General features: G+C 72.1%; 19 protein-coding genes. 18 read left to right on the forward strand and 1 reads right to left on the reverse strand.

The annotated features are described in order from the left end of the window. Nucleotides 1–2 precede the first annotated feature (2 nt). Together ABZU52_RS02035 and ABZU52_RS02040 are read left to right on the forward strand one after the other, a co-directional pair. Complete coding sequence (locus ABZU52_RS02035) at nucleotides 3–989, forward strand: nucleoside triphosphate pyrophosphohydrolase (RefSeq protein ID WP_354969244.1); 987 nt, start codon at nucleotides 3–5, stop codon at nucleotides 987–989. 107 nt (nucleotides 990–1,096) lie between these two features. Next, nucleotides 1,097–2,716 carry a DUF885 domain-containing protein gene (locus ABZU52_RS02040; protein ID WP_354969245.1) on the forward strand — a complete coding sequence of 540 codons (1,620 nt, stop codon included), beginning with the start codon at nucleotides 1,097–1,099 and terminating at the stop codon, nucleotides 2,714–2,716. Nucleotides 2,717–2,732: 16 nt separating this feature from the next. On the opposite strand, the gene ABZU52_RS02045 is transcribed toward ABZU52_RS02040, so the two are convergent. Then, nucleotides 2,733–3,425: a hypothetical protein gene (locus ABZU52_RS02045; protein WP_354969246.1), complete on the reverse strand. Its 693-nt coding sequence runs from the start codon at nucleotides 3,423–3,425 to the stop codon at nucleotides 2,733–2,735. A 213-nt stretch (nucleotides 3,426–3,638) separates the two neighbouring features. Between ABZU52_RS02045 and eno the strand changes: the two genes are divergently transcribed. From eno to ABZU52_RS02125, 16 genes are all read left to right on the forward strand, one after another. Further along, nucleotides 3,639–4,922 carry a phosphopyruvate hydratase gene (gene eno, locus ABZU52_RS02050; protein ID WP_354969247.1) on the forward strand — a complete coding sequence of 428 codons (1,284 nt, stop codon included), beginning with the start codon at nucleotides 3,639–3,641 and terminating at the stop codon, nucleotides 4,920–4,922. 78 nt (nucleotides 4,923–5,000) lie between these two features. Beyond that, on the forward strand, nucleotides 5,001–5,639 hold the full coding sequence (locus ABZU52_RS02055) for a septum formation initiator family protein (RefSeq protein WP_354969248.1): 639 nt from the start codon (nucleotides 5,001–5,003) through the stop codon (nucleotides 5,637–5,639). Between the two features lie 34 nt (nucleotides 5,640–5,673). Then, nucleotides 5,674–6,231 (forward strand): DUF501 domain-containing protein, encoded by a 558-nt coding sequence (locus ABZU52_RS02060; RefSeq protein WP_354969249.1) that lies wholly within the window; start codon nucleotides 5,674–5,676, stop codon nucleotides 6,229–6,231. Then, nucleotides 6,228–6,764, forward strand: a complete 537-nt coding sequence (locus ABZU52_RS02065) for an amino-acid N-acetyltransferase (protein WP_354969250.1) — start codon at nucleotides 6,228–6,230, stop codon at nucleotides 6,762–6,764. The genes ABZU52_RS02060 and ABZU52_RS02065 overlap by 4 nt, the downstream gene beginning before the upstream one ends. A gap of 111 nt (nucleotides 6,765–6,875) precedes the next feature. Continuing rightward, nucleotides 6,876–7,820 (forward strand): Ppx/GppA phosphatase family protein, encoded by a 945-nt coding sequence (locus tag ABZU52_RS02070; protein ID WP_354969376.1) that lies wholly within the window; start codon nucleotides 6,876–6,878, stop codon nucleotides 7,818–7,820. A gap of 190 nt (nucleotides 7,821–8,010) precedes the next feature. Beyond that, nucleotides 8,011–8,343: a PadR family transcriptional regulator gene (locus ABZU52_RS02075; RefSeq protein WP_074316865.1), complete on the forward strand. Its 333-nt coding sequence runs from the start codon at nucleotides 8,011–8,013 to the stop codon at nucleotides 8,341–8,343. Further along, complete coding sequence (locus tag ABZU52_RS02080; protein WP_354969251.1) at nucleotides 8,340–9,347, forward strand: hypothetical protein; 1,008 nt, start codon at nucleotides 8,340–8,342, stop codon at nucleotides 9,345–9,347. The genes ABZU52_RS02075 and ABZU52_RS02080 overlap by 4 nt, the downstream gene beginning before the upstream one ends. A gap of 130 nt (nucleotides 9,348–9,477) precedes the next feature. Then, on the forward strand, nucleotides 9,478–10,065 hold the full coding sequence (locus tag ABZU52_RS02085; protein ID WP_354969252.1) for a hypothetical protein: 588 nt from the start codon (nucleotides 9,478–9,480) through the stop codon (nucleotides 10,063–10,065). A 199-nt stretch (nucleotides 10,066–10,264) separates the two neighbouring features. Next, nucleotides 10,265–10,951: a dienelactone hydrolase family protein gene (locus ABZU52_RS02090; RefSeq protein WP_112621668.1), complete on the forward strand. Its 687-nt coding sequence runs from the start codon at nucleotides 10,265–10,267 to the stop codon at nucleotides 10,949–10,951. 19 nt (nucleotides 10,952–10,970) lie between these two features. Next, complete coding sequence (locus ABZU52_RS02095; protein ID WP_354969253.1) at nucleotides 10,971–11,684, forward strand: uracil-DNA glycosylase; 714 nt, start codon at nucleotides 10,971–10,973, stop codon at nucleotides 11,682–11,684. Nucleotides 11,685–11,706: 22 nt separating this feature from the next. Beyond that, a complete protein-coding gene (locus tag ABZU52_RS02100; protein WP_354969254.1) occupies nucleotides 11,707–12,492 on the forward strand; it encodes a DUF4129 domain-containing protein in 786 nt (261 codons plus the stop codon). Beyond that, nucleotides 12,489–13,073 carry a hypothetical protein gene (locus ABZU52_RS02105; protein WP_354969255.1) on the forward strand — a complete coding sequence of 195 codons (585 nt, stop codon included), beginning with the start codon at nucleotides 12,489–12,491 and terminating at the stop codon, nucleotides 13,071–13,073. Before ABZU52_RS02100 ends, ABZU52_RS02105 begins: the two co-directional genes overlap by 4 nt. Then, nucleotides 13,073–14,080: a MoxR family ATPase gene (locus ABZU52_RS02110; protein WP_354969256.1), complete on the forward strand. Its 1,008-nt coding sequence runs from the start codon at nucleotides 13,073–13,075 to the stop codon at nucleotides 14,078–14,080. Before ABZU52_RS02105 ends, ABZU52_RS02110 begins: the two co-directional genes overlap by 1 nt. Beyond that, nucleotides 14,080–15,522 carry a DUF58 domain-containing protein gene (locus ABZU52_RS02115; protein ID WP_354969257.1) on the forward strand — a complete coding sequence of 481 codons (1,443 nt, stop codon included), beginning with the start codon at nucleotides 14,080–14,082 and terminating at the stop codon, nucleotides 15,520–15,522. The genes ABZU52_RS02110 and ABZU52_RS02115 overlap by 1 nt, the downstream gene beginning before the upstream one ends. Further along, a complete protein-coding gene (locus ABZU52_RS02120; RefSeq protein WP_354969258.1) occupies nucleotides 15,522–16,082 on the forward strand; it encodes a hypothetical protein in 561 nt (186 codons plus the stop codon). Before ABZU52_RS02115 ends, ABZU52_RS02120 begins: the two co-directional genes overlap by 1 nt. Nucleotides 16,083–16,184: 102 nt before the next feature. Further along, entirely contained in the window at nucleotides 16,185–17,516 is a 1,332-nt protein-coding gene (locus tag ABZU52_RS02125; protein ID WP_354969259.1) for an NAD(P)/FAD-dependent oxidoreductase, read from the forward strand. Nucleotides 17,517–17,528 lie beyond the last annotated feature (12 nt).

Raw genomic sequence — 17,528 nt, forward strand, 5'->3', positions numbered from 1 at the left:
GCATGTCGGCACGGATCGTCCTCCTGGTCACCTCACCCCGGTTGCCGGCCGGCCTGATGACCTCGGCGGCCTGGGACGTCGTACGCCAGCACCCGGTTCTGACCGGCGCGGACAGCGAGTTGGTCACGGCCGTGCGCCAGGCGGGCGCCGAGGTCACGGTGGTGGACGGCCCGGCGACGCAGCCGCTGCTGGACGCGGTGGCGGCGCACGGCACTGTGGTGTGGCTGGCCGGCCCAGCGGGTGACGAGGCGCTGGCCCGGGAGTTGGGTCTGCGGCTGGCCCGGCAGCCGGGGCTGGCCGAGATGGAGCTGATGTACGGCTCGTGGGACCCGCCGGGCGCCCGGCTGCTCGACGCGGTGGCCGTGCTGGATCGGCTGGCCTCGCCGGGTGGCGACCCGTGGAAGCGGGCGCAGACGCACCGCAGTCTCGCCGGTTATCTGCTGGAGGAGAGCTACGAGGCGTACGACGCCATCATCGCCGACGACACCGACGCGCTGCGCGAGGAGTTGGGCGACGTGTTGTTGCAGGTGGTGCTGCACGCGCGGCTCGCCGAGGAGTTGCCCGAGGAAGACCGGTGGACCATCGACGACGTGGCCGGTGGCCTGGTCGACAAGATGATCCGCCGCAATCCGCACGTCTTCGCCGGTGCCGAGGCGGGCACCCTGGAAGAGATCACCGAGAACTGGGAGCGGATCAAGCGCGCCGAGAAGGCGCGGAATTCGGTGCTGGACGGGGTGGCAGTGAGCCAGCCCGCGCTGGCCCTGGCCGCGCAGATCCTGGACCGCGCCGCGCGCAGGGGCATCGAGGTCCCACGTCCACTGCCCGACGCCCAGCCGGACGCCGAAGCGAAACTGGGCGCGAGCCTGTTGGCAGCGGTTGCCGCAGCCCGCGAGGCGGGCATCGACCCCGAGGCCGCCCTCCGCCGCACCACCCTGGCCTACGCCCAATCCATCCGCGCCGCCGAACCCGGACCCCCAGACCCACGTTGATCATGAAGTTATTGCCCCGACACGCCGAGGCGGACGGCAATAACTTCATGATCGACGCAACGGGCGGAACCGGTCGCCCAGGGTGGGGCGGTGGGTAGGGTGGGTCGGTGGAAGCGTTTGGGGTGCTGGCTGAGCGGGTTGTCGAGGCGCTGTTGGAGTCGCGGCCGGGGGTGGCCACCGCTGCCGGCGATCACCGGTTCGACGACCGGCTACCGGACCTGTCCGCGGACGCGCTGACCGCCGATCGGGCGATGCTCTCCGACGCGGCCAACGCGCTGTCCGAACTGGACCCGGACTCGCTCGACGTCGACGAGCAGGTAGACCACGCGCTGCTCACCTCGTTCGTCGATCGGGAGCTGTTCGAGCTGACCGAGATCCGGTCGCACGAGTGGGATCCGCTGCGGCACAACCCCGGCCCGCTCCTGCACCCGCTGTTGGTCCGACCGTACGCCCCCGCAGAGGTGCGGCTGACCCAACTGGCTGGCAGGCTCGCCGCCGTACCGGACGCCCTCGCCACCGCTCGCGCGACGCTGCGGGACATGCCGCGGATCCACGCGGAGACGGCGGTCGGGCAGTTCACCGGCACGGCCGCGCTGATCCGCGACGAGCTGCCGGCGCTGCTCGCGCAGGCGCCGAGCCACCTGGACCGGGTCGAGCCGGCGGCCACCGCCGCGATCGCCGCGCTGGACGAGTTCGTCGCCTGGTTGCGGACCGGTCTGGCCGCCGATGCCGGCCCCGGCCGTGACCCGCGACTGGGCCGGCGCCGGTGGGAGGCCCGGCTCTGGCACACCCTGGACACCGAGTTGGGCGCCGCCGAGATCCAGCGACGTGCCTGGGCCAACCTGGACCGGGTCACCGCGGAGATCCGCGAGGCGGCCGTCGAGCTGGTCGGCGGCCCGGCCGACGACGCGTCGGTACGCCGAGCGCTGGACCTGCTCGCCGCCGAGCACCCGAACGACGCGACGATCGTCGAGCTGGCCGCGGTGACAGTGGACGAGGCGACCGACTTCGTCCGCGCACACGACCTGGTCACCCTGGTCGACGACCGGTGCGTGATCCAGGAGATGCCGGAGTTCGCCCGGGGGGTCGCGGTGGCGTACTGCGACGCGCCCGGCCCGCTGGAGACCGCCGCCGTTCCGACCTTCTACTGCATCGCGCCCACCCCGTCGGACTGGCCGGCGCAGCGGGTCGAGTCGTTCTACCGCGAATACAACGACCACATGATCCGCAACCTGACCGTGCACGAGGCGATGCCGGGGCACTTCCTCCAGCTCGCCCACGCCCGCCGCTATGTCGGAGGCACCCGGGTCCGCGCGTTGGCCGAGTCCGGCCCGTTCATCGAGGGCTGGGCGGTCTACGCGGAGGAGGTGATGTCGGGGCTCGGCTTCGGCGGTCTGCCGGTGCGGTTGCAGCAGCTCAAGATGCAGCTACGGATGACCATCAACGCGCTGCTCGACCAGTTGGTGCACGCCGAGGACCTGCCCGAGGCCGAGGCGATGGCGTTGATGACCGGGCGCGGCTTCCAGGAGGAGGGCGAGGCGGCCGGCAAGTGGCGGCGCGCACAGCTCACCTCCACCCAGCTCTCCACCTACTTCGTCGGGTACAGCGAGATGGCCGAGATCGCCGCCGCCCGCCCGGACGGGGTGTCGGTCCGCGACTGGCACGACGCGATGCTCGCCCACGACTGCCCACCCCCGCGCCACCTGCGTACCCTGCTCGGTCTCTGAGAAAGACCGCCGCCGGTCACGAGCCGCCGGGGCGGCGGTCGATGACGCCGGCGCCGGCGGGCGGGTCGAACGCGTTCTCGTCGACAGTGGTGGAGTAGTCGCTCAGTGCCAGCTCCATCGGCTTGCCGTCGACCGGGCCGGTGAAGCTGCCGAGCACGCCCTCGGTGGTGACGCAGGTGGTGAAGTCGCCGGACGAGCTTTCCACCGCCACGCAGGCGGCGTGGTGCCCGGCGACGGTGGTGTCACTCTGCTTGATGACCGCCTGCGGGTCGAGCGCGGCGGCGGTGAGCAGCCCGACCACCACCGGCGGCGTGACGAGGCCCTGCCTGTTGGCCTCGCCGAACAGCGTCACAGTGGGCTTACTGCCCGGGGTGGGCGGGGCGATCAGCGTGCACTCCGGGCGGGCGCCGGCAGTCGTGCACCGGGTGATGGCCTCCGGGGTGACGGTGAGTTGGCCGCCGGGGTAGGTGTACGTGGATCGGGCCGGGTCCTGTGCCTGCACGATCGAGGCGCGCTGGCCGCCGGGCAGTTGGTAGTCGGCCGAGTAGGTCAACTCCAGTGCGCGGTCGAGCCGGGCGGCGAGGTCGTTGACGAGTTCCGAGCGGCCCATGGCGACTCCGGCGTCCTCGAATGTCTGACAGCCGGTGACCGTGAGCGACGCGATGACCGACACGGCGAGCATGCGGAGGGTGGTCGAGGCGGCGGGCATGGCGACCAGCCTGGTGGATCTGGTCCGCGCAGCGCAAACCCGTTGCCGGTTGACGCCCGGAAATCCGGGAATGTCCGTCAGTGCGGGGCGACCCGGGTGCGCGGGCGACGCCGTGCCCGTTCGCGCCGCCCGATACGCTGCGTTCAACACCTGCCTCAGCCGCACCGTCGCGGCCCACCCACGGACCGGATAACAACAACGAGGAGCGACTCAGTGGCAACCATCGAGGGAATCGTCGCCCGGGAGATTCTCGACTCGCGGGGCAACCCGACGGTCGAGGTCGAGGTCGGTCTGGACGACGGCACGGTAGCCCGTGCCGCCGTGCCCTCCGGCGCCTCCACCGGTGCCTTCGAGGCGATCGAGCTGCGCGACGGTGACGCCGACCGCTACCAGGGCAAGGGCGTGGAGAAGGCGGTCTCCAACGTCGAAGACAAGATCGTCGACCAGATCATCGGGTACGAGGCCAGCGAGCAGCGGCTGATCGACCAGAAGATGCTCGACATCGACGGCACCGACAGCAAGTCGGAGCTGGGCGCGAACGCCATCCTCGGGGTCTCCCTGGCGGTGGCGAAGGCCGCTGCCGGCAGCGCCGAGCTGAGCCTGTTCCGCTACCTGGGCGGCCCGAACGCGCACCTCCTGCCCGTGCCGATGATGAACATCCTCAACGGTGGCGCGCACGCCGACTCGAACGTCGACATCCAGGAATTCATGATCGCGCCGATCGGCGCGCCCACCTTCCGTGAGGCGCTGCGCTCGGGCGCGGAGGTCTACCACGCGCTGAAGTCGGTGCTGAAGAAGAAGGGCCTCTCCACCGGGCTGGGCGACGAGGGTGGCTTCGCGCCGAACCTGCCGACCAACGCGGCGGCCCTGGACCTGATCGCCGAGGCGGTCGAGAAGGCTGGTTACCGGCTCGGCACCGACATCGTGTTCGCGCTCGACGTGGCCGCGACGGAGTTCTTCGACAACGGCACCTACACCTTCGAGGGCACCGCGAAGTCCGCCGAGGAGATGAGCACCTACTACACCAAGCTGGCCGACGCGTACCCGATCGTGTCGATCGAGGACCCGCTGGCCGAGGACGACTGGAGCGGTTGGCAGACGCTGACCGCCTCGATCGGCGACCGGGTGCAGATCGTCGGTGACGACCTGTTCGTGACCAACCCGCAGCGCATCGCCCGCGGAATCGCGGAGAAGGCGGCGAACGCGGTCCTCGTCAAGGTCAACCAGATCGGCTCGCTGACCGAGACCCTGGACGCGGTGGACCTGGCCCACCGGGCCGGCTTCAAGTGCATGATGAGCCACCGCTCCGGCGAGACTGAGGACACCACCATCGCCGACCTGGCGGTGGCCACCGGCTGCGGCCAGATCAAGACCGGCGCGCCGGCCCGCTCGGACCGCGTCGCCAAGTACAACCAGCTGCTCCGGATCGAGGAGGAGCTGGCCGACGCGGCGCGCTACGCCGGCGCTGGCGCGTTCCCGCGCTACCGTTCGGCCTGAGACGCTGCCGGGAAGCCCCGCCGCGGGGCTTCCCGACAAACCCTGTAACGCACGAAGCCTCGGGGGAGGGGTGTGACGATGCAGCAGCGCCGCACACCGGGTGGTCAGCGTCCCGCCCGCCGGCCGGGTCAGTCCGGTCGGCCGGGCGGCGGGCGCGCCACGCGGGGATCGGTCCGGGAGGCCGGTGTACGCGCCGAGCCGCGCGCCGCCGGTCGCGCGCCGGGTGCTGCCCGGGGCGCCGAGGGCGTGCGCTCCGCGAATCGTCCGGCCGCCGCTCGGCGTACCGCCGCCGGTGGTGCCGTGAAGCGGCTCGCCGCACCCCACCCCCGTCGCTTCACCGGTCGGGCCACCGTGCTGGTCGCGGTCCTGATCGCGCTCGCGCTGGCCTACACCTACCCGGTCCGGGTCTACCTGGACCAGCAGGCCGACATCGAGCGGATGGAGGCCGCCCAGGCGGCGCAGGAGGCGGAGATCGCCAAGCTCGCCGCCGAGGCCGCCAACTGGAAAGACCCCGAGTACATCAAGACGCAGGCTCGGGAACGGTTCTTCATGGGCCGGCCGGGCGAGAAGATGATGGTGGTGCTGCACGACCCGGAGGGCGCCGCCCGCGACGCCGGGAAGTCGGCCGGTTCGGAGGCGCCGGCCGGGCCGACGACCTGGTACGACACGCTCTGGTCGAGCGTGCAGGCGGCGGACAGCCAGCAGCCGGGCAAGTGAGCCACCGACCACTGCACCAGGAGAGATGGGCACCGTGACTGTCGTACCACCGTCGGAGCCGGCGGCGGATTCCGTTCCCCTGCCGCAGCGCGAGCCGGCCACCGAGGCCGACCTGGCCGCAGTGGCCGCGCAGCTCGGCCGGACGCCCCGGGGCACCCGGGCGGTCGCCCACCGTTGCCCGTGCGGCCTTCCGGACGTGGTGGAGACGACCCCCCGCCTCGCCGATGGCACCCCGTTCCCGACGCTCTACTACCTGACCTGCCCCCGGGCCACCGCGGCGTGCAGCCGACTGGAGTCGGCGGGGCTGATGAAGGAGATGGCGGACCGGCTGACCACGGACCCCGAGTTGGCGGCCCACTACCGTGCCGCGCACGAGGACTACATCACCCGCCGGGAGGCGATCGGCGAGGTGCCGGAGATCGCCGGCATCTCGGCCGGCGGGATGCCGGGCCGGGTGAAGTGCCTGCACGTGCACCTGGGCCACGCGCTGGGCGCCGGCCCCGGGGTGAACCCGTTCGGCGACGAGACGTTGGAACTGGTCGAGCCCTGGTGGTCGGCGGGGCCGTGCGTGGACGTGCCGGCGGGCGAATGAGCAGGCAGGCCGGGTCCGAGGCACCCGAGAGCCAGATCCTCGTCCGGCGGGCCCGCACCGGGGATGTGCGGGGCATCCGACGACTCGTCGACACCTACACCGACGACCGGCGGCTGCTCAACAAGGCCACCGTCACCCTCTTCGAGGACGTGCAGGAGTTCCGGGTCGCGGTCCGGGCCGAGGACGACATGGTGGTGGGCTGCGGAGCACTGCACGTCATGTGGGAGGACCTGGCCGAGATCCGCACGGTGGCGGTGGACCCGTCCTGCCGGGGCCGGCGCATCGGTCACCGGCTGGTCGGTGAGCTGATCGACGCGGCCCGGGAGCTGGGCGTGGCGCGGATCTTCGCACTCACCTTCGAGACCCGGTTCTTCGGCTCGTTCGGCTTCCGGGAGATCGACGGCGCTCCGGTGCCGCAGCCGGTCTACGAGCAGCTGCTGCGCTCGTACGACGAGGGTGTCGCCCAGTTCCTGGACCTGGAGCGGGTCAAGCCGAACACGCTGGGCAACACCCGGATGCTGCTGCGCCTGTGATCAGCCTTGCGGGGGTTGGTCTCACCTTGAAGGCGCGCGCGGCGGGTAGCTGCGGCCGAGCCACCGGGTGGCCGCCCGTCCTGCCGTAGGGTTGCTGCCGTGACGACGCGTGTGGCGGCCATCGACTGCGGGACCAACTCGATCCGACTGCTGGTCGCCGACCTGCCCGACGCGTCGGCCGGGCCGCAGGCGCCGCTGGTCGACCTGATCCGGCGGATGGAGATCGTCCGACTGGGGCAGGGTGTGGACCGCACCGGCCGGCTGGCGCCGGAGGCGATCGAGCGGACCCGGGTGGCGTTGGCGTCGTACGCCGCCGACATCGAAAAGCTGGGTGCGCAGCGGGTGCGGATGTGTGCCACCTCGGCCTCCCGCGATGCCGCCAACGCGGCCGACTTCACCGAGATGGTGCGGGCCACCCTCGGTGTCGAGCCCGAGGTGGTCAGCGGCGACGAGGAGGCCCGGCTGTCGTTCACCGGCGCGGTGCGCGGGTTGCCCGCCGACGCGAAGGAACCGTTCCTGGTCGTCGACATCGGTGGCGGTTCCACCGAGTTCGTGGTCGGCGGCCGGGCTGACGGGGTGCGTGCGGCGATCTCGGTGGACATCGGCTGCGTCCGGATGACCGAGCGGCACCTGCCCGGCGACCCGCCGACGCCCGAGCAGGTCGCGGCGGCGCAGGCCGACATCGCGGCCGTCGTGGACCGGGCGCTCGCCGTGGTGCCCGGTCGCGAGGCGGCCACCCTGGTCGGCCTGGCCGGGTCGGTCACCACAGTGGTCGCCCTCGCTAAGGGCCTGCGGGAGTACGACCCGAAGCGCATCCACCACGCCCGGGTGTCGTACGAGGAGGTCGCCCGGGTGACCGCGGAGCTGCTGGGTCAGACCCGTGCGCAGCGGTTGGCGAACCCGGTGATGCACCCGGGCCGGGCCGACGTGATCGGCGCCGGCGCGCTGGTGCTTCGCGTGATCATGGAGCGGGCCGGGATGCCGTCGGTGGTCGCCTCGGAGCACGACATCCTCGACGGCATCGCCTGGAGCCTCCAGCCAGCCGCCGCGCGCTAGCGGGCTTGATCAACTCGCCTTCATTGAAGTCGCGGTGTCCGGGCAGCGTGGATGCCCCGACTTCCTGAAAACCGAGTCGATCATCGCCCGGTGAGAGCGCGCACCCCGCGCACCCCGCGCACCCCGCGGGGCCGGCGCGTCGGGGCGGTTTCGTTGACGCTACTTCGCATTACGCACTAGTGTGCAATGCGTGGACACCACACAGTTGTTGAAGGGCGTGCTTGATCTGGCCGTCCTGGCCGTGCTCCGAGAGGAGGACGGTTACGGGTACGACATCCTGCGCCGGCTTCGCGAGGCCGGCCTGGAGGAGGTCGGTGACGCCTCGGTCTACGGGACGCTGCGCCGCCTCTTCGCCGCCGGCCTGCTCACCACCTACGTCGTGCCGAGCGAATCCGGGCCGCACCGCAAGTACTACTCACTCAACGCCGCGGGGCGTGACCAACTGACGCGCTCCGGCAAGCTGTGGCGTTCGTTCGCCACCACCATGGACAGTCTGCTCGACGATCGGGGGATGGCGGCATGACCGTCGCGGAGCAGGAGATCACCGACTATGTGGCGCGGGTCCGGGCCGCTCTGGCCGACCTGCCGCCCGGGCAACGCGACGAGCTGACCGAGGATCTCGCCGACCACCTCGCCGAGGTCGCCGCCGAGGCCGAGGGCACCCTGGTCGAGCGGTTGGGCGAGCCCGAGACGTACGCCGCCGAGCTGCGCGCCGCCGCCGGTGCCGCGCCGGGCAGCGGGCGCAATCTCGACCAGCGGGTGGCCACCGCGATGGCCCGGTTCCGCGGCCGGCTGAGCACCCTGGACACCCGTCTCGGCCCACCCCTGGGGTACGCGACGGCCAGCGACTTCCTCCAGTTGCTGCGCCCCGGCTGGTGGGTGCTGCGGGGCTACCTGGCGGCGATGCTGGTCACGGTGATCAGCACGGGCGGCAGCTTCGGGCTGCTGCCGAGGTTCGGTGGTGAGTTGCTCGCCGGCATGATCATGCTGGTCGGCTTCGTGCTCGCCTCCATCTGGATCGGCCGCCGCTCCGGGCGGTTGACCCGCTGGCCGCGCTCGGCCGTGCAGGTCGGCAGCGCGGTGCTTGTGGTCTTCGCGTTCGCCGCGCTGATGCAGGCCGAGGACCGGATGCGCTACGGCGACTACGGCTACGACCAGACCTCGGTCAACAGCCCGTACGACCGGGTCCGGGACGTCTTCGTCTACGACAGCGAGGGTCGCCTGGTGGAGAACGCTCGGCTCTTCGACCAGAACGGCAACCCGATCCGGCTCGGCTACCCGGACTGCTCGGAAGAGGTCTATGACAAGCCGAACCTGCGGGCGTACCCGTACTGCCCGGAGCAGGCGCCCTTCGTGCCCCGCGCGCCGGGCGCGCCCCTGCCACCCGCGTCGCAAACCAGCACGCCGGACCCGACCAGCACGCCGGACCCGAGCGGAACGGCCAGCCCGAGCGGCACACCCGGGCCGACCGGTACGGCCACCGGCCTGCCGCCGAGCGAAACGCCACCTCCCACCCCGACGCGCTGAGCCGGGATGTGAATTGGATCATGTGGGTGAAGCTGGGAAATGGCTGAACGGATGAGGCGAGCGGGACGGCACCGAAAATCAATGATCGTTACGGTGTCGTCTGCTCATCAACCCCTCGGAAGGAACCCCCGTGTCAGAGCAGGTCGCACCGCCCCCCGCGCCCGACGCCGCAACCCCTGAGCCGGCCGTCGAGACGCCGCAAGCGGCCGCGCCGCAGCAGACCAAGCCGGAGTCGGCCGCTGAGACGCCGCAGCCTGCCGCGCCGCAGCAGCAGGCCGAGCCGCAGCCGGTCGCCGAAGCGCAGCCGGCGGCCGAGCCGAAGGCGGAGAAGTCCGGTGCAAAGAAGACCCTCGGCATCGTCGGTGCGATCCTCGCCATCGTCGTCGTCGCCGGCCTGAAGTTCGGCGTCGCCTCGGCGATCGGCAACTACTTCAACAAGGACGAGACCGCCGACGCCAAGGCCGGCGACTGCATCGCCGAACTGCCCGAGGTCACCGGCACCGAGCAGGAAGAGGTCGACGGCGCCAAGGTCGTCGAGTGCACCTCCACCGACGCGGCGTACAACGTGGTCGGTCGGGTGGACGGCCAGAGCGAGGCTCAGGCCAAGGCCGAGACCACCTGCACCCAGTTCTTCACTGAGGGCCAGGAGGGGTACATCTTCTCCAGCATCGAGCCGGGCAAGACGGGCTACGTGCTCTGCCTGACCAAGAAGGCCTGACCGGAGCGGTAGTACGACATCGACGGCGGCGGGGGTGTACCCCGCCGCCGTCGGCGTACCCGGAGTCACCGGGCGGCGAACGGGAGGTGAATGCCACTGTTCCGGCGTCTTCCAGACGGCCGCGCGGCGTGGCAGGCTACCGGCACGTAGGACCACTGGGCGACCAGCCAACGATGACTGACCGCTAGGAGGACGGCCCATGGGCGAGATGGTGAGCTACCGCAGCAACGGGGGCACGAGCGAGGGGTATCTCGCGATACCCGCCAGCGGCACGGCCAGCCCGGCCGTCATCGTCATTCAGGAATGGTGGGGTCTCGTTCCGCACATCCGGTCGGTGGCGGACCGGTTCGCCGAGGCCGGTTTCGTCGCCCTCGCCCCGGACTTCTACCACGGTGAGACGACAAGCGAGCCGGACGAGGCGCAGCGCCTCCTGCTGGCGATGCGGATGGACGAGGCGGCGAAGGACATCGCCGGAGCGGCCGACTATCTCGCCGGGCGGCCCGAGGTCACTGGCAAGGTCGGTGCCGTGGGCTTCTGCGCCGGTGGCAGCCTGGCCCTCTGGTCGGCCACCATCTCCGAGCGGATCGTCGCCACCGCCGGTTTCTATCCCGTGCTCCCCTGGGAGTCGATGCGCCCTGACTGGGCCGACTACGCCGGCAAGGCAGCGGTCATCCACTGCTCCGAAGAGGACGGCACCTCGGCCAACGAGGGCGTACAGACCGCCCGTCGGGCCATCGAAGAGGCCGGCGGCGACTGCCACCTCTACGACTACCCGGGCACCTCGCACGCCTTCTTCAACGACGACCGGCCGGAGGCGTTCGACCAGCGCGCCGCCGCCAGCGCCTGGGCCCGCACCCTGGAACTCTTCCGGGCCAAGCTTGGCTGAGACGCGTACCCCGGAACAGGTGGTCGCCCGCGCAGCGCGGGCGACCGACCTGGCCGACCTCGACGCGGCGGTCAGCGACTGTTTCGCCTGCCCACGGCTGGTCCAGTGGCGGGAGGAGGTGGCCCGCACCCGGCGGGCCGCCTTCCGCGACCAGGAGTACTGGGGTCGGCCGGTGCCGGGCTTCGGCACCGGTGACGCGCGGATCGCCATCCTCGGGCTGGCGCCCGCCGCCCACGGTGGCAACCGCACCGGCCGGATCTTCACCGGCGACCGGTCGGGTGACGTGCTGTTCGCCGCGCTGCACCGGGCCGGGCTGGCCAACCAGCCGACCAGCGTCGCCGCCGACGACGGGCTCACACTGCGGGACCTGCGGATCTTCTCGGCCGTCCGGTGTGCGCCTCCGGACAACAAGCCGACCCCGGCGGAACGGGACACCTGCGCACCCTGGCTGCACCGCGAGGTCACCCTCATCCGGCCCACGCTGCGGGTCGTGGTCGCGCTGGGCGCGTTCGCCTGGGCCGCGTGGTGGCCGGTGCTCCGCGCGGTGTACGGGCAGCGCCCGCCCAGCCCGCGACCGGCGTTCGGTCATGGGGCACACTGGTCCGGCACGGACGCTCCGGACCTGTTGGGCTGCTACCACGTCAGTCAGCAGAACACCTTTACCGGGCGGTTGACACCAGGGATGTTGGACGACGTCTTCGGCCAGGCTAAACAGCTGGCCGGCGTCGACTGAGACGACGCGTGGGGTGGTGGCGATGACAGACGGAACCCGCCCGCCCACACCGGCACCGTCCGCCGAGCCGGGTGTGCTGCGTCCGGTGTCCGGCCTGCTCCGCCGGTGGTGGCCGGTCGGCGTGGTCGCCGCCCTGCTGGCCGGTGCCGCGCTGGCGTCCGCGCACTCGTCGATCGGGGCCAGCCGGATCCCGCCGGCCGCGGACAACGTCCCCTGGGTTCCCGAGTACCCGACAGTCGAGCCGTCGCCGTCCATCCCGATCGAACCACGCGAGGCCGGCGAGGCCACCCAGGCGCACATCCCGCAGTGGATCGCGACTGTCGCGATTGTCCTGCTCGGGCTGGCCATTTTCGCCGCGCTCGGCTACCTCTGCTGGATCCTGATCCGGGGTGCGCTGCGCCGCACCACCCGGGCACTGCCGGCGCAGCGGGCCCGGCAGACCGCCGAAGGCACCGCCCGCGAGGTGGTCGCCGCCCTCGACGCCGGCCTGGTGGAGCTCGACGACCGGGACACCGACCCCCGGGTGGCGGTGATCGCCTGCTGGGTGCGTCTGGAGGAGACCGCCGCCGCGGCCGGTGTGCCGAGGCTCGCCGGTGACACCCCCACCGACCTGGTCAGCCGGCTGTTGCAGGGTGACCCGGCGGCGGGTGTGCCGGCCATCGCCAGCACCGACGTGCTGGCCGAGTTCGCGCACGTCTACCGGGAGGCCCGGTACGCCACCCACCCGGTCGGCGAACGCACCCGCGACCAGGCCCGCGCGGCGCTTCGCCGGCTGCGCGGAGAACTCACCGCGGCGGTGGTCTCATGAGCAGCACCAGCATCGACGATCTGCTCGCGTTCGAGGAGGAGGCGGCGCCGGTCGGTCCGCAGGCGCGCGCCTCCCGGTGGCGTCCGGTGCTGCGCTTCCTCGCCTGGGCCGCCGCGCTGGTCGCGGTCCTGCTCGTCGGCCTCCGCGCGGTGGGACTCCAGGTCTCGCTGCCGGTACTGATCGCCGGGGTGCTCGCCGTGCTGGCGGTCCGCCGGGTCACCGCCCTGCTCGCGCCGCCGCCCCCGCCGCCCGGCGGTGGCCGGGTCGGCACGGGCGAAGAGGACGGCAGCTACAACTGGGGTGCCCGGGACGCGCTGCGCAGCGCGATCAACCAGTGGGAACGGCCCCTGGACTGGTCCTCCAGCCGACCCGAACGGTTCACCGGGACGGTGCTGCCCCGGATCGGTGAGCTGGCCGACGAGCGGATGCGTCTGAAGCACGGCGTCACCCGTGAGTCGGATCCCGCCCGCGCCCGCGTCCTGCTGGGTGACCGCCTGTGGACGTTCCTGGAGACCCCGCCTCGCCGCACCCCGTCGCCGCGCGACCTCGCGGTGATCGTCGCCGAACTGGAGAGCATCTGATGAACGACGTGGACCGGAGCATTGCCCCCGCCGAGGTCGGGCACCTGGCTCGGGCGGTCCTGGACGCGGTCGGCACCGTCGTGGTCGGCAAACGGGACGCGTTGGAGCTGGTCCTCGCCGGCATCCTCGCCGGCGGGCACGTGCTCCTGGAGGACCTGCCGGGGCTCGGTAAGACGCTCACCGCCCGCTCGTTCGCCCAGGCGCTCGGGTTGGACTTCCGGCGGTTGCAGTTCACCCCCGACCTGCTTCCCGCCGACGTCACCGGCTCGTTCCTATACGACCAGCGCAACGGCGACTTCACCTTCCGGGCCGGCCCGGTCTTCACCAACCTGCTCCTCGCCGACGAGATCAACCGGACGCCGCCGAAGACCCAGTCCGCGCTGCTGGAGGCGATGCAGGAGAAGCAGGTGTCGGTGGAGGGGGTGACCTACAAGCTGGACGAGCCGTTCCACGTGCTGGCCACCGCCAACCCCATCGAGTACGAGGGCACCTATCCGCTGCCCGAGGCGCAACTGGACCGGTTCCTGCTGCGGGTCTCGTTCGGGTACCCGCAGCACGAAGAGGAGTGGGAGGTGCTGCGCCGCCGGATGAGCCGTCGCCGGGAGGAGGCGGACATCAAGCCGGTGGTCGACGCGGCAACCTTGCGGGCCATGCAGGCCGCCCTGGAGGACGTGGTGGTGGAGGACTCCATCGGCCGCTACATCGTGTCGCTCACCGCGGCCACCCGGGAGCACCCGTCGGTGCTGGTCGGCGCCTCACCGCGCGGTTCGCTGGCGCTGCTGCTGCTGGCCCGGGTCCGCGCGGTGTTCGCGGGACGGGACTACGTGGTGCCGGAGGACGTCAAGTCGGTGGCGGCGCCCGGCCTGGCCCACCGGATCACTCTGCGCCCGGAGATGTGGTTGCGCCGGGTCGATCCCGCGTTCGTGGTGGGCGAGGTGCTGGAGGCGACCCCCGCCCCGGCCAGTGGCGCGCTGCCCAGCTACGCCGCCGGCGGGCCCCGGCACTGATGACCGGACCGACCGTGCCGAGGGACACCGAAGCGGAACCGGCTGCCGGCTGGGCGCCCACCCCGGCGCTCGGCCGCGCGGTGCTGCTCGCCGGTCTGCTGCTGGTGGCCGGCGTGCTGCTGGGCAGGGTGGACCTGATCGTGCTCGCCGCCCCGTTCGCGTTGGGCACCGCGTACGCGCTGCGTCGCCGGCCCACGGCACTGCCCCAGGTGTGGATCACCGAGGGTGACGGCGGTCCGCTGGTCGAGGGTGGCGATGTGACGGCGGCGGTGAGCGTCGGCAACCCGGACACGATCGACTACGACCTGGTGGTGATGCGTTCCCGGGTGTCGCCGTGGCTGCGGATCGACCGGGCCGGCTTCGCCCTTGACGAGGCCGTCGACGACGGGGAGCCGAGCGCCGTCCCGGCGACCGGTGCGACGGCTCCGGGCAACGGTGGGCGGCGTTCCGTCGCGGACCGGCCGTTCGTGACCTCGGTGCCGATCGGCGCCGCTGTGGATTTGAAGTTGGCCGGCAACGCCCTGCGCTGGGGCCGGCACCCGATCGGCCCCGCCGGCGCCCGGGTCGCCACGGCCGGTGGTCTGCTGGTCTCCCGGGCGGTGATCACCGAGCCGGTCCGGGTGCGGGTGTACCCGCGTACCGAGCCGTTCGAGGCGGTCGAGGCGATGCCCCGCGCCGCCGGTCTGGTCGGGGCGCACCACTCCCGCCGACCCGGCGAGGGCGGCGAACTGGCCGGCGTACGCGTCTTCGCCCCGGGGGACCGGCTGCGCCGGATCGACTGGCGGGTCTCGTTGCGGGCCCGGCAGCTGCACGTGGCCGCCACCCTCTCCGACCGGGACGCGGAGGTGGTGGTGCTGCTCGACGTGCTCGCCGAGGCGGGCCGCTCCGGTGGGGTGGACGGCGCCGCCTCGGTGCTGGACACCACCGTCCGGGCCACCGCCGCGATCGCCGAGCACTACCTGCACCGTGGTGACCGGGTCTCGCTGCTGGAGTACGGGCCGGCCGCCCGCCGGCTCCGGCCGGCCGCCGGGCGGCGGCAGTACCTGACCGTCCTGGAGTGGCTGCTCGACGTCCGGGTGCACGCGTCCGCGCACGAGCCGTACGACCAGGTCTTCGGCCCGCAGCTGCTCTCCTCGGACGCGTTGGTGGTGGTGCTCACCCCGCTGCTGGACGAGCGGTCGGCGCAGATGCTCGCCCGGTTGGCCCGCGGCGGGCGGTTCGTGGTGGCGGTCGACACGTTGCCGGCCGACCTGGCGCCGCCGAAGGACCGGGGTTGGGCCGAGGTGGCGTACCGGCTGTGGCGCCTGGATCGGGAGATCATGATCGGACAGCTGCGGGAGCACGGCGTGCCGGTGGTGCGCTGGGCCGGCGCCGGCAGCCTGGACCAGGTGCTGCGGGACGTGGCGCGGTTGGCGACGGCCCCCAGGGTGGGTGGCCGGTGATGAACGCCGTCGTGGAGCGGGTTCGGGCGGCGCAGTACGCCGTCGCTCGGATCAGCGTGGCCCCGCTGTTGGTCCGGGCCGCGATCTTCGTCATCGTGTTTGCCGGGTTCGCCCTGGCGTTCCCCGCCGAGGTGCTGTCCGGCCGGCCGATCCTGTTCCTGGCGGTCGCCGCCCTGTTGCCGGCTTTCGGGCCGCGCCGGGTCTGGGCGACCTTCACGGCGTTGGTCACGGTCGGCGGCTGGTTGCTCGCCACCGACGGGTACGGCCGTCCGGTCGCCCTCTGGCGGCTGCTCGCCGTCGCGGCCCTGCTCTATCTGGGTCACACCCTCTGCGCGCTGGCCGCGCTGTTGCCCTACGACGCGGTGGTGGACCCGGAGCTGATCACCCGCTGGTTGGTGCGGTCGGCCGCCGTGCTGCTGGGTGCCGCCGTGCTCGGCGTGCTGCTGTTGCAGGCGGCGGGGAAGGGTGGGGGAGCCGGGTACCAGTGGGTCACCGTGCTGGGGCTGCTGGTGGCGGTGGGGACGGCCGCGTTGCTGGGCTGGCTGTTGCGGCGGCGGTGACCATTGCGACCTGAGGGTTACGCAGGTCACATGGGTTGTGCCACGTCACAGATGGGGGGCGCGAGCGGGATTACCTGAGCCGGCCGGGGAAAGATAGACGACGTGAATCCGAAGCGGATCCTTGTGGTTGGTGCCGGGCACGTCGGTCTGTACGCCGCGCTGCGCCTGTCGAAGAAGCTCAGCTCCCGTGAGGCTGAGGTCATGGTGGTTGACCCCCAACCCCACATGACCTATCAGCCGTTCCTGCCCGAGGCGGCGGCGGGCAACATTTCCCCGCGGCACTCCGTGGTGCCGCTGCGGCGGGAGTTGCGCCGATGCAAGATGGTGGCCGGCACGGTCACGCGGATCGAGCACGACCGCAAGGTGGCCACCGTGCAGCCGATCAGCGGCCCGGCCCGGGAGATCACCTACGACCACGTGATCGTGGCCCCGGGTTCGGTCTCCCGCACCCTGCCGATCCCGGGCCTGCACGAGCACGGCATCGGGTTCAAGACCATCGGTGAGGCGATCTACCTGCGCAACCACGTGCTGGATCGGCTCGACGTGGCGGCCGCCACGCCGGATCCGGACGTCCGCCGCTCGGCGCTGACCTTCACCTTCGTCGGCGGTGGGTACGCCGGCATCGAGGCGCTCGCCGAGATGGAGGACATGGCTCGCGACGCCCTGCGCTACTACCCGGAGCTCAAGCAGGACGAGGTCCGCTGGGTGCTGGTCGAGGCCACCCAGCGGGTGCTGCCCGAGGTCGACCGGGACATGGGTGCCTACACCGTGCAGCAGCTGCTGAAGCGGAACATGGACATCCGGCTGGACACCCGGCTCGAGTCCTGCGTCGACGGGGTGGTCAAGCTCTCCGACGGTGACAGCTTCCGCTCCGACACGATCGTCTGGACGGCCGGCGTGAAGCCGTCGCCGATGCTGGACTCGACCGACTTCCCGCGCGACGACCGTCGGCGGATCACCTGCCTGCCCACCCTCCAGGTGGTCGACGGTGACCAGGTGGTCGAGGGCGCCTGGAGCGCCGGCGACTGCGCCGCGGTGCCGGACCTGACGAAGGAGCCGGGCAACTTCTGCTCGCCGAGCGCCCAGCACGCGGTGCGCCAGGCCGCCCGGATGGCCGACAACATCGCGGCGGTGATCCGGGGCCGTGAGCCGGTGAACTACAAGCACAAGCACGTCGGCAGCGTGGCGAGCCTCGGCCTGCACAAGGGCGTGGCCCAGGTGTACGGGATCAAGATGACCGGCTGGCCGGCCTGGGTGATGCACCGGACGTACCACATGAGCCGGATCCCGTCGTTCAACCGCAAGGTCCGGGTCGTGGTGGACTGGTCGTTGGCGTTCTTCCTCAAGCGTGAGGTTGTCGCCCTGGGTCAGCTGCACGACCCGCGCGAGGAGTTCGCCGAGGCGTCCCAGCCCGTCGGCGCGCCCCGCGTCTGACCACCAACTGCA

Source organism: Micromonospora sp. NPDC005220, assembly GCF_040607895.1.
In the GTDB taxonomy this organism is placed as follows: domain Bacteria; phylum Actinomycetota; class Actinomycetes; order Mycobacteriales; family Micromonosporaceae; genus Micromonospora.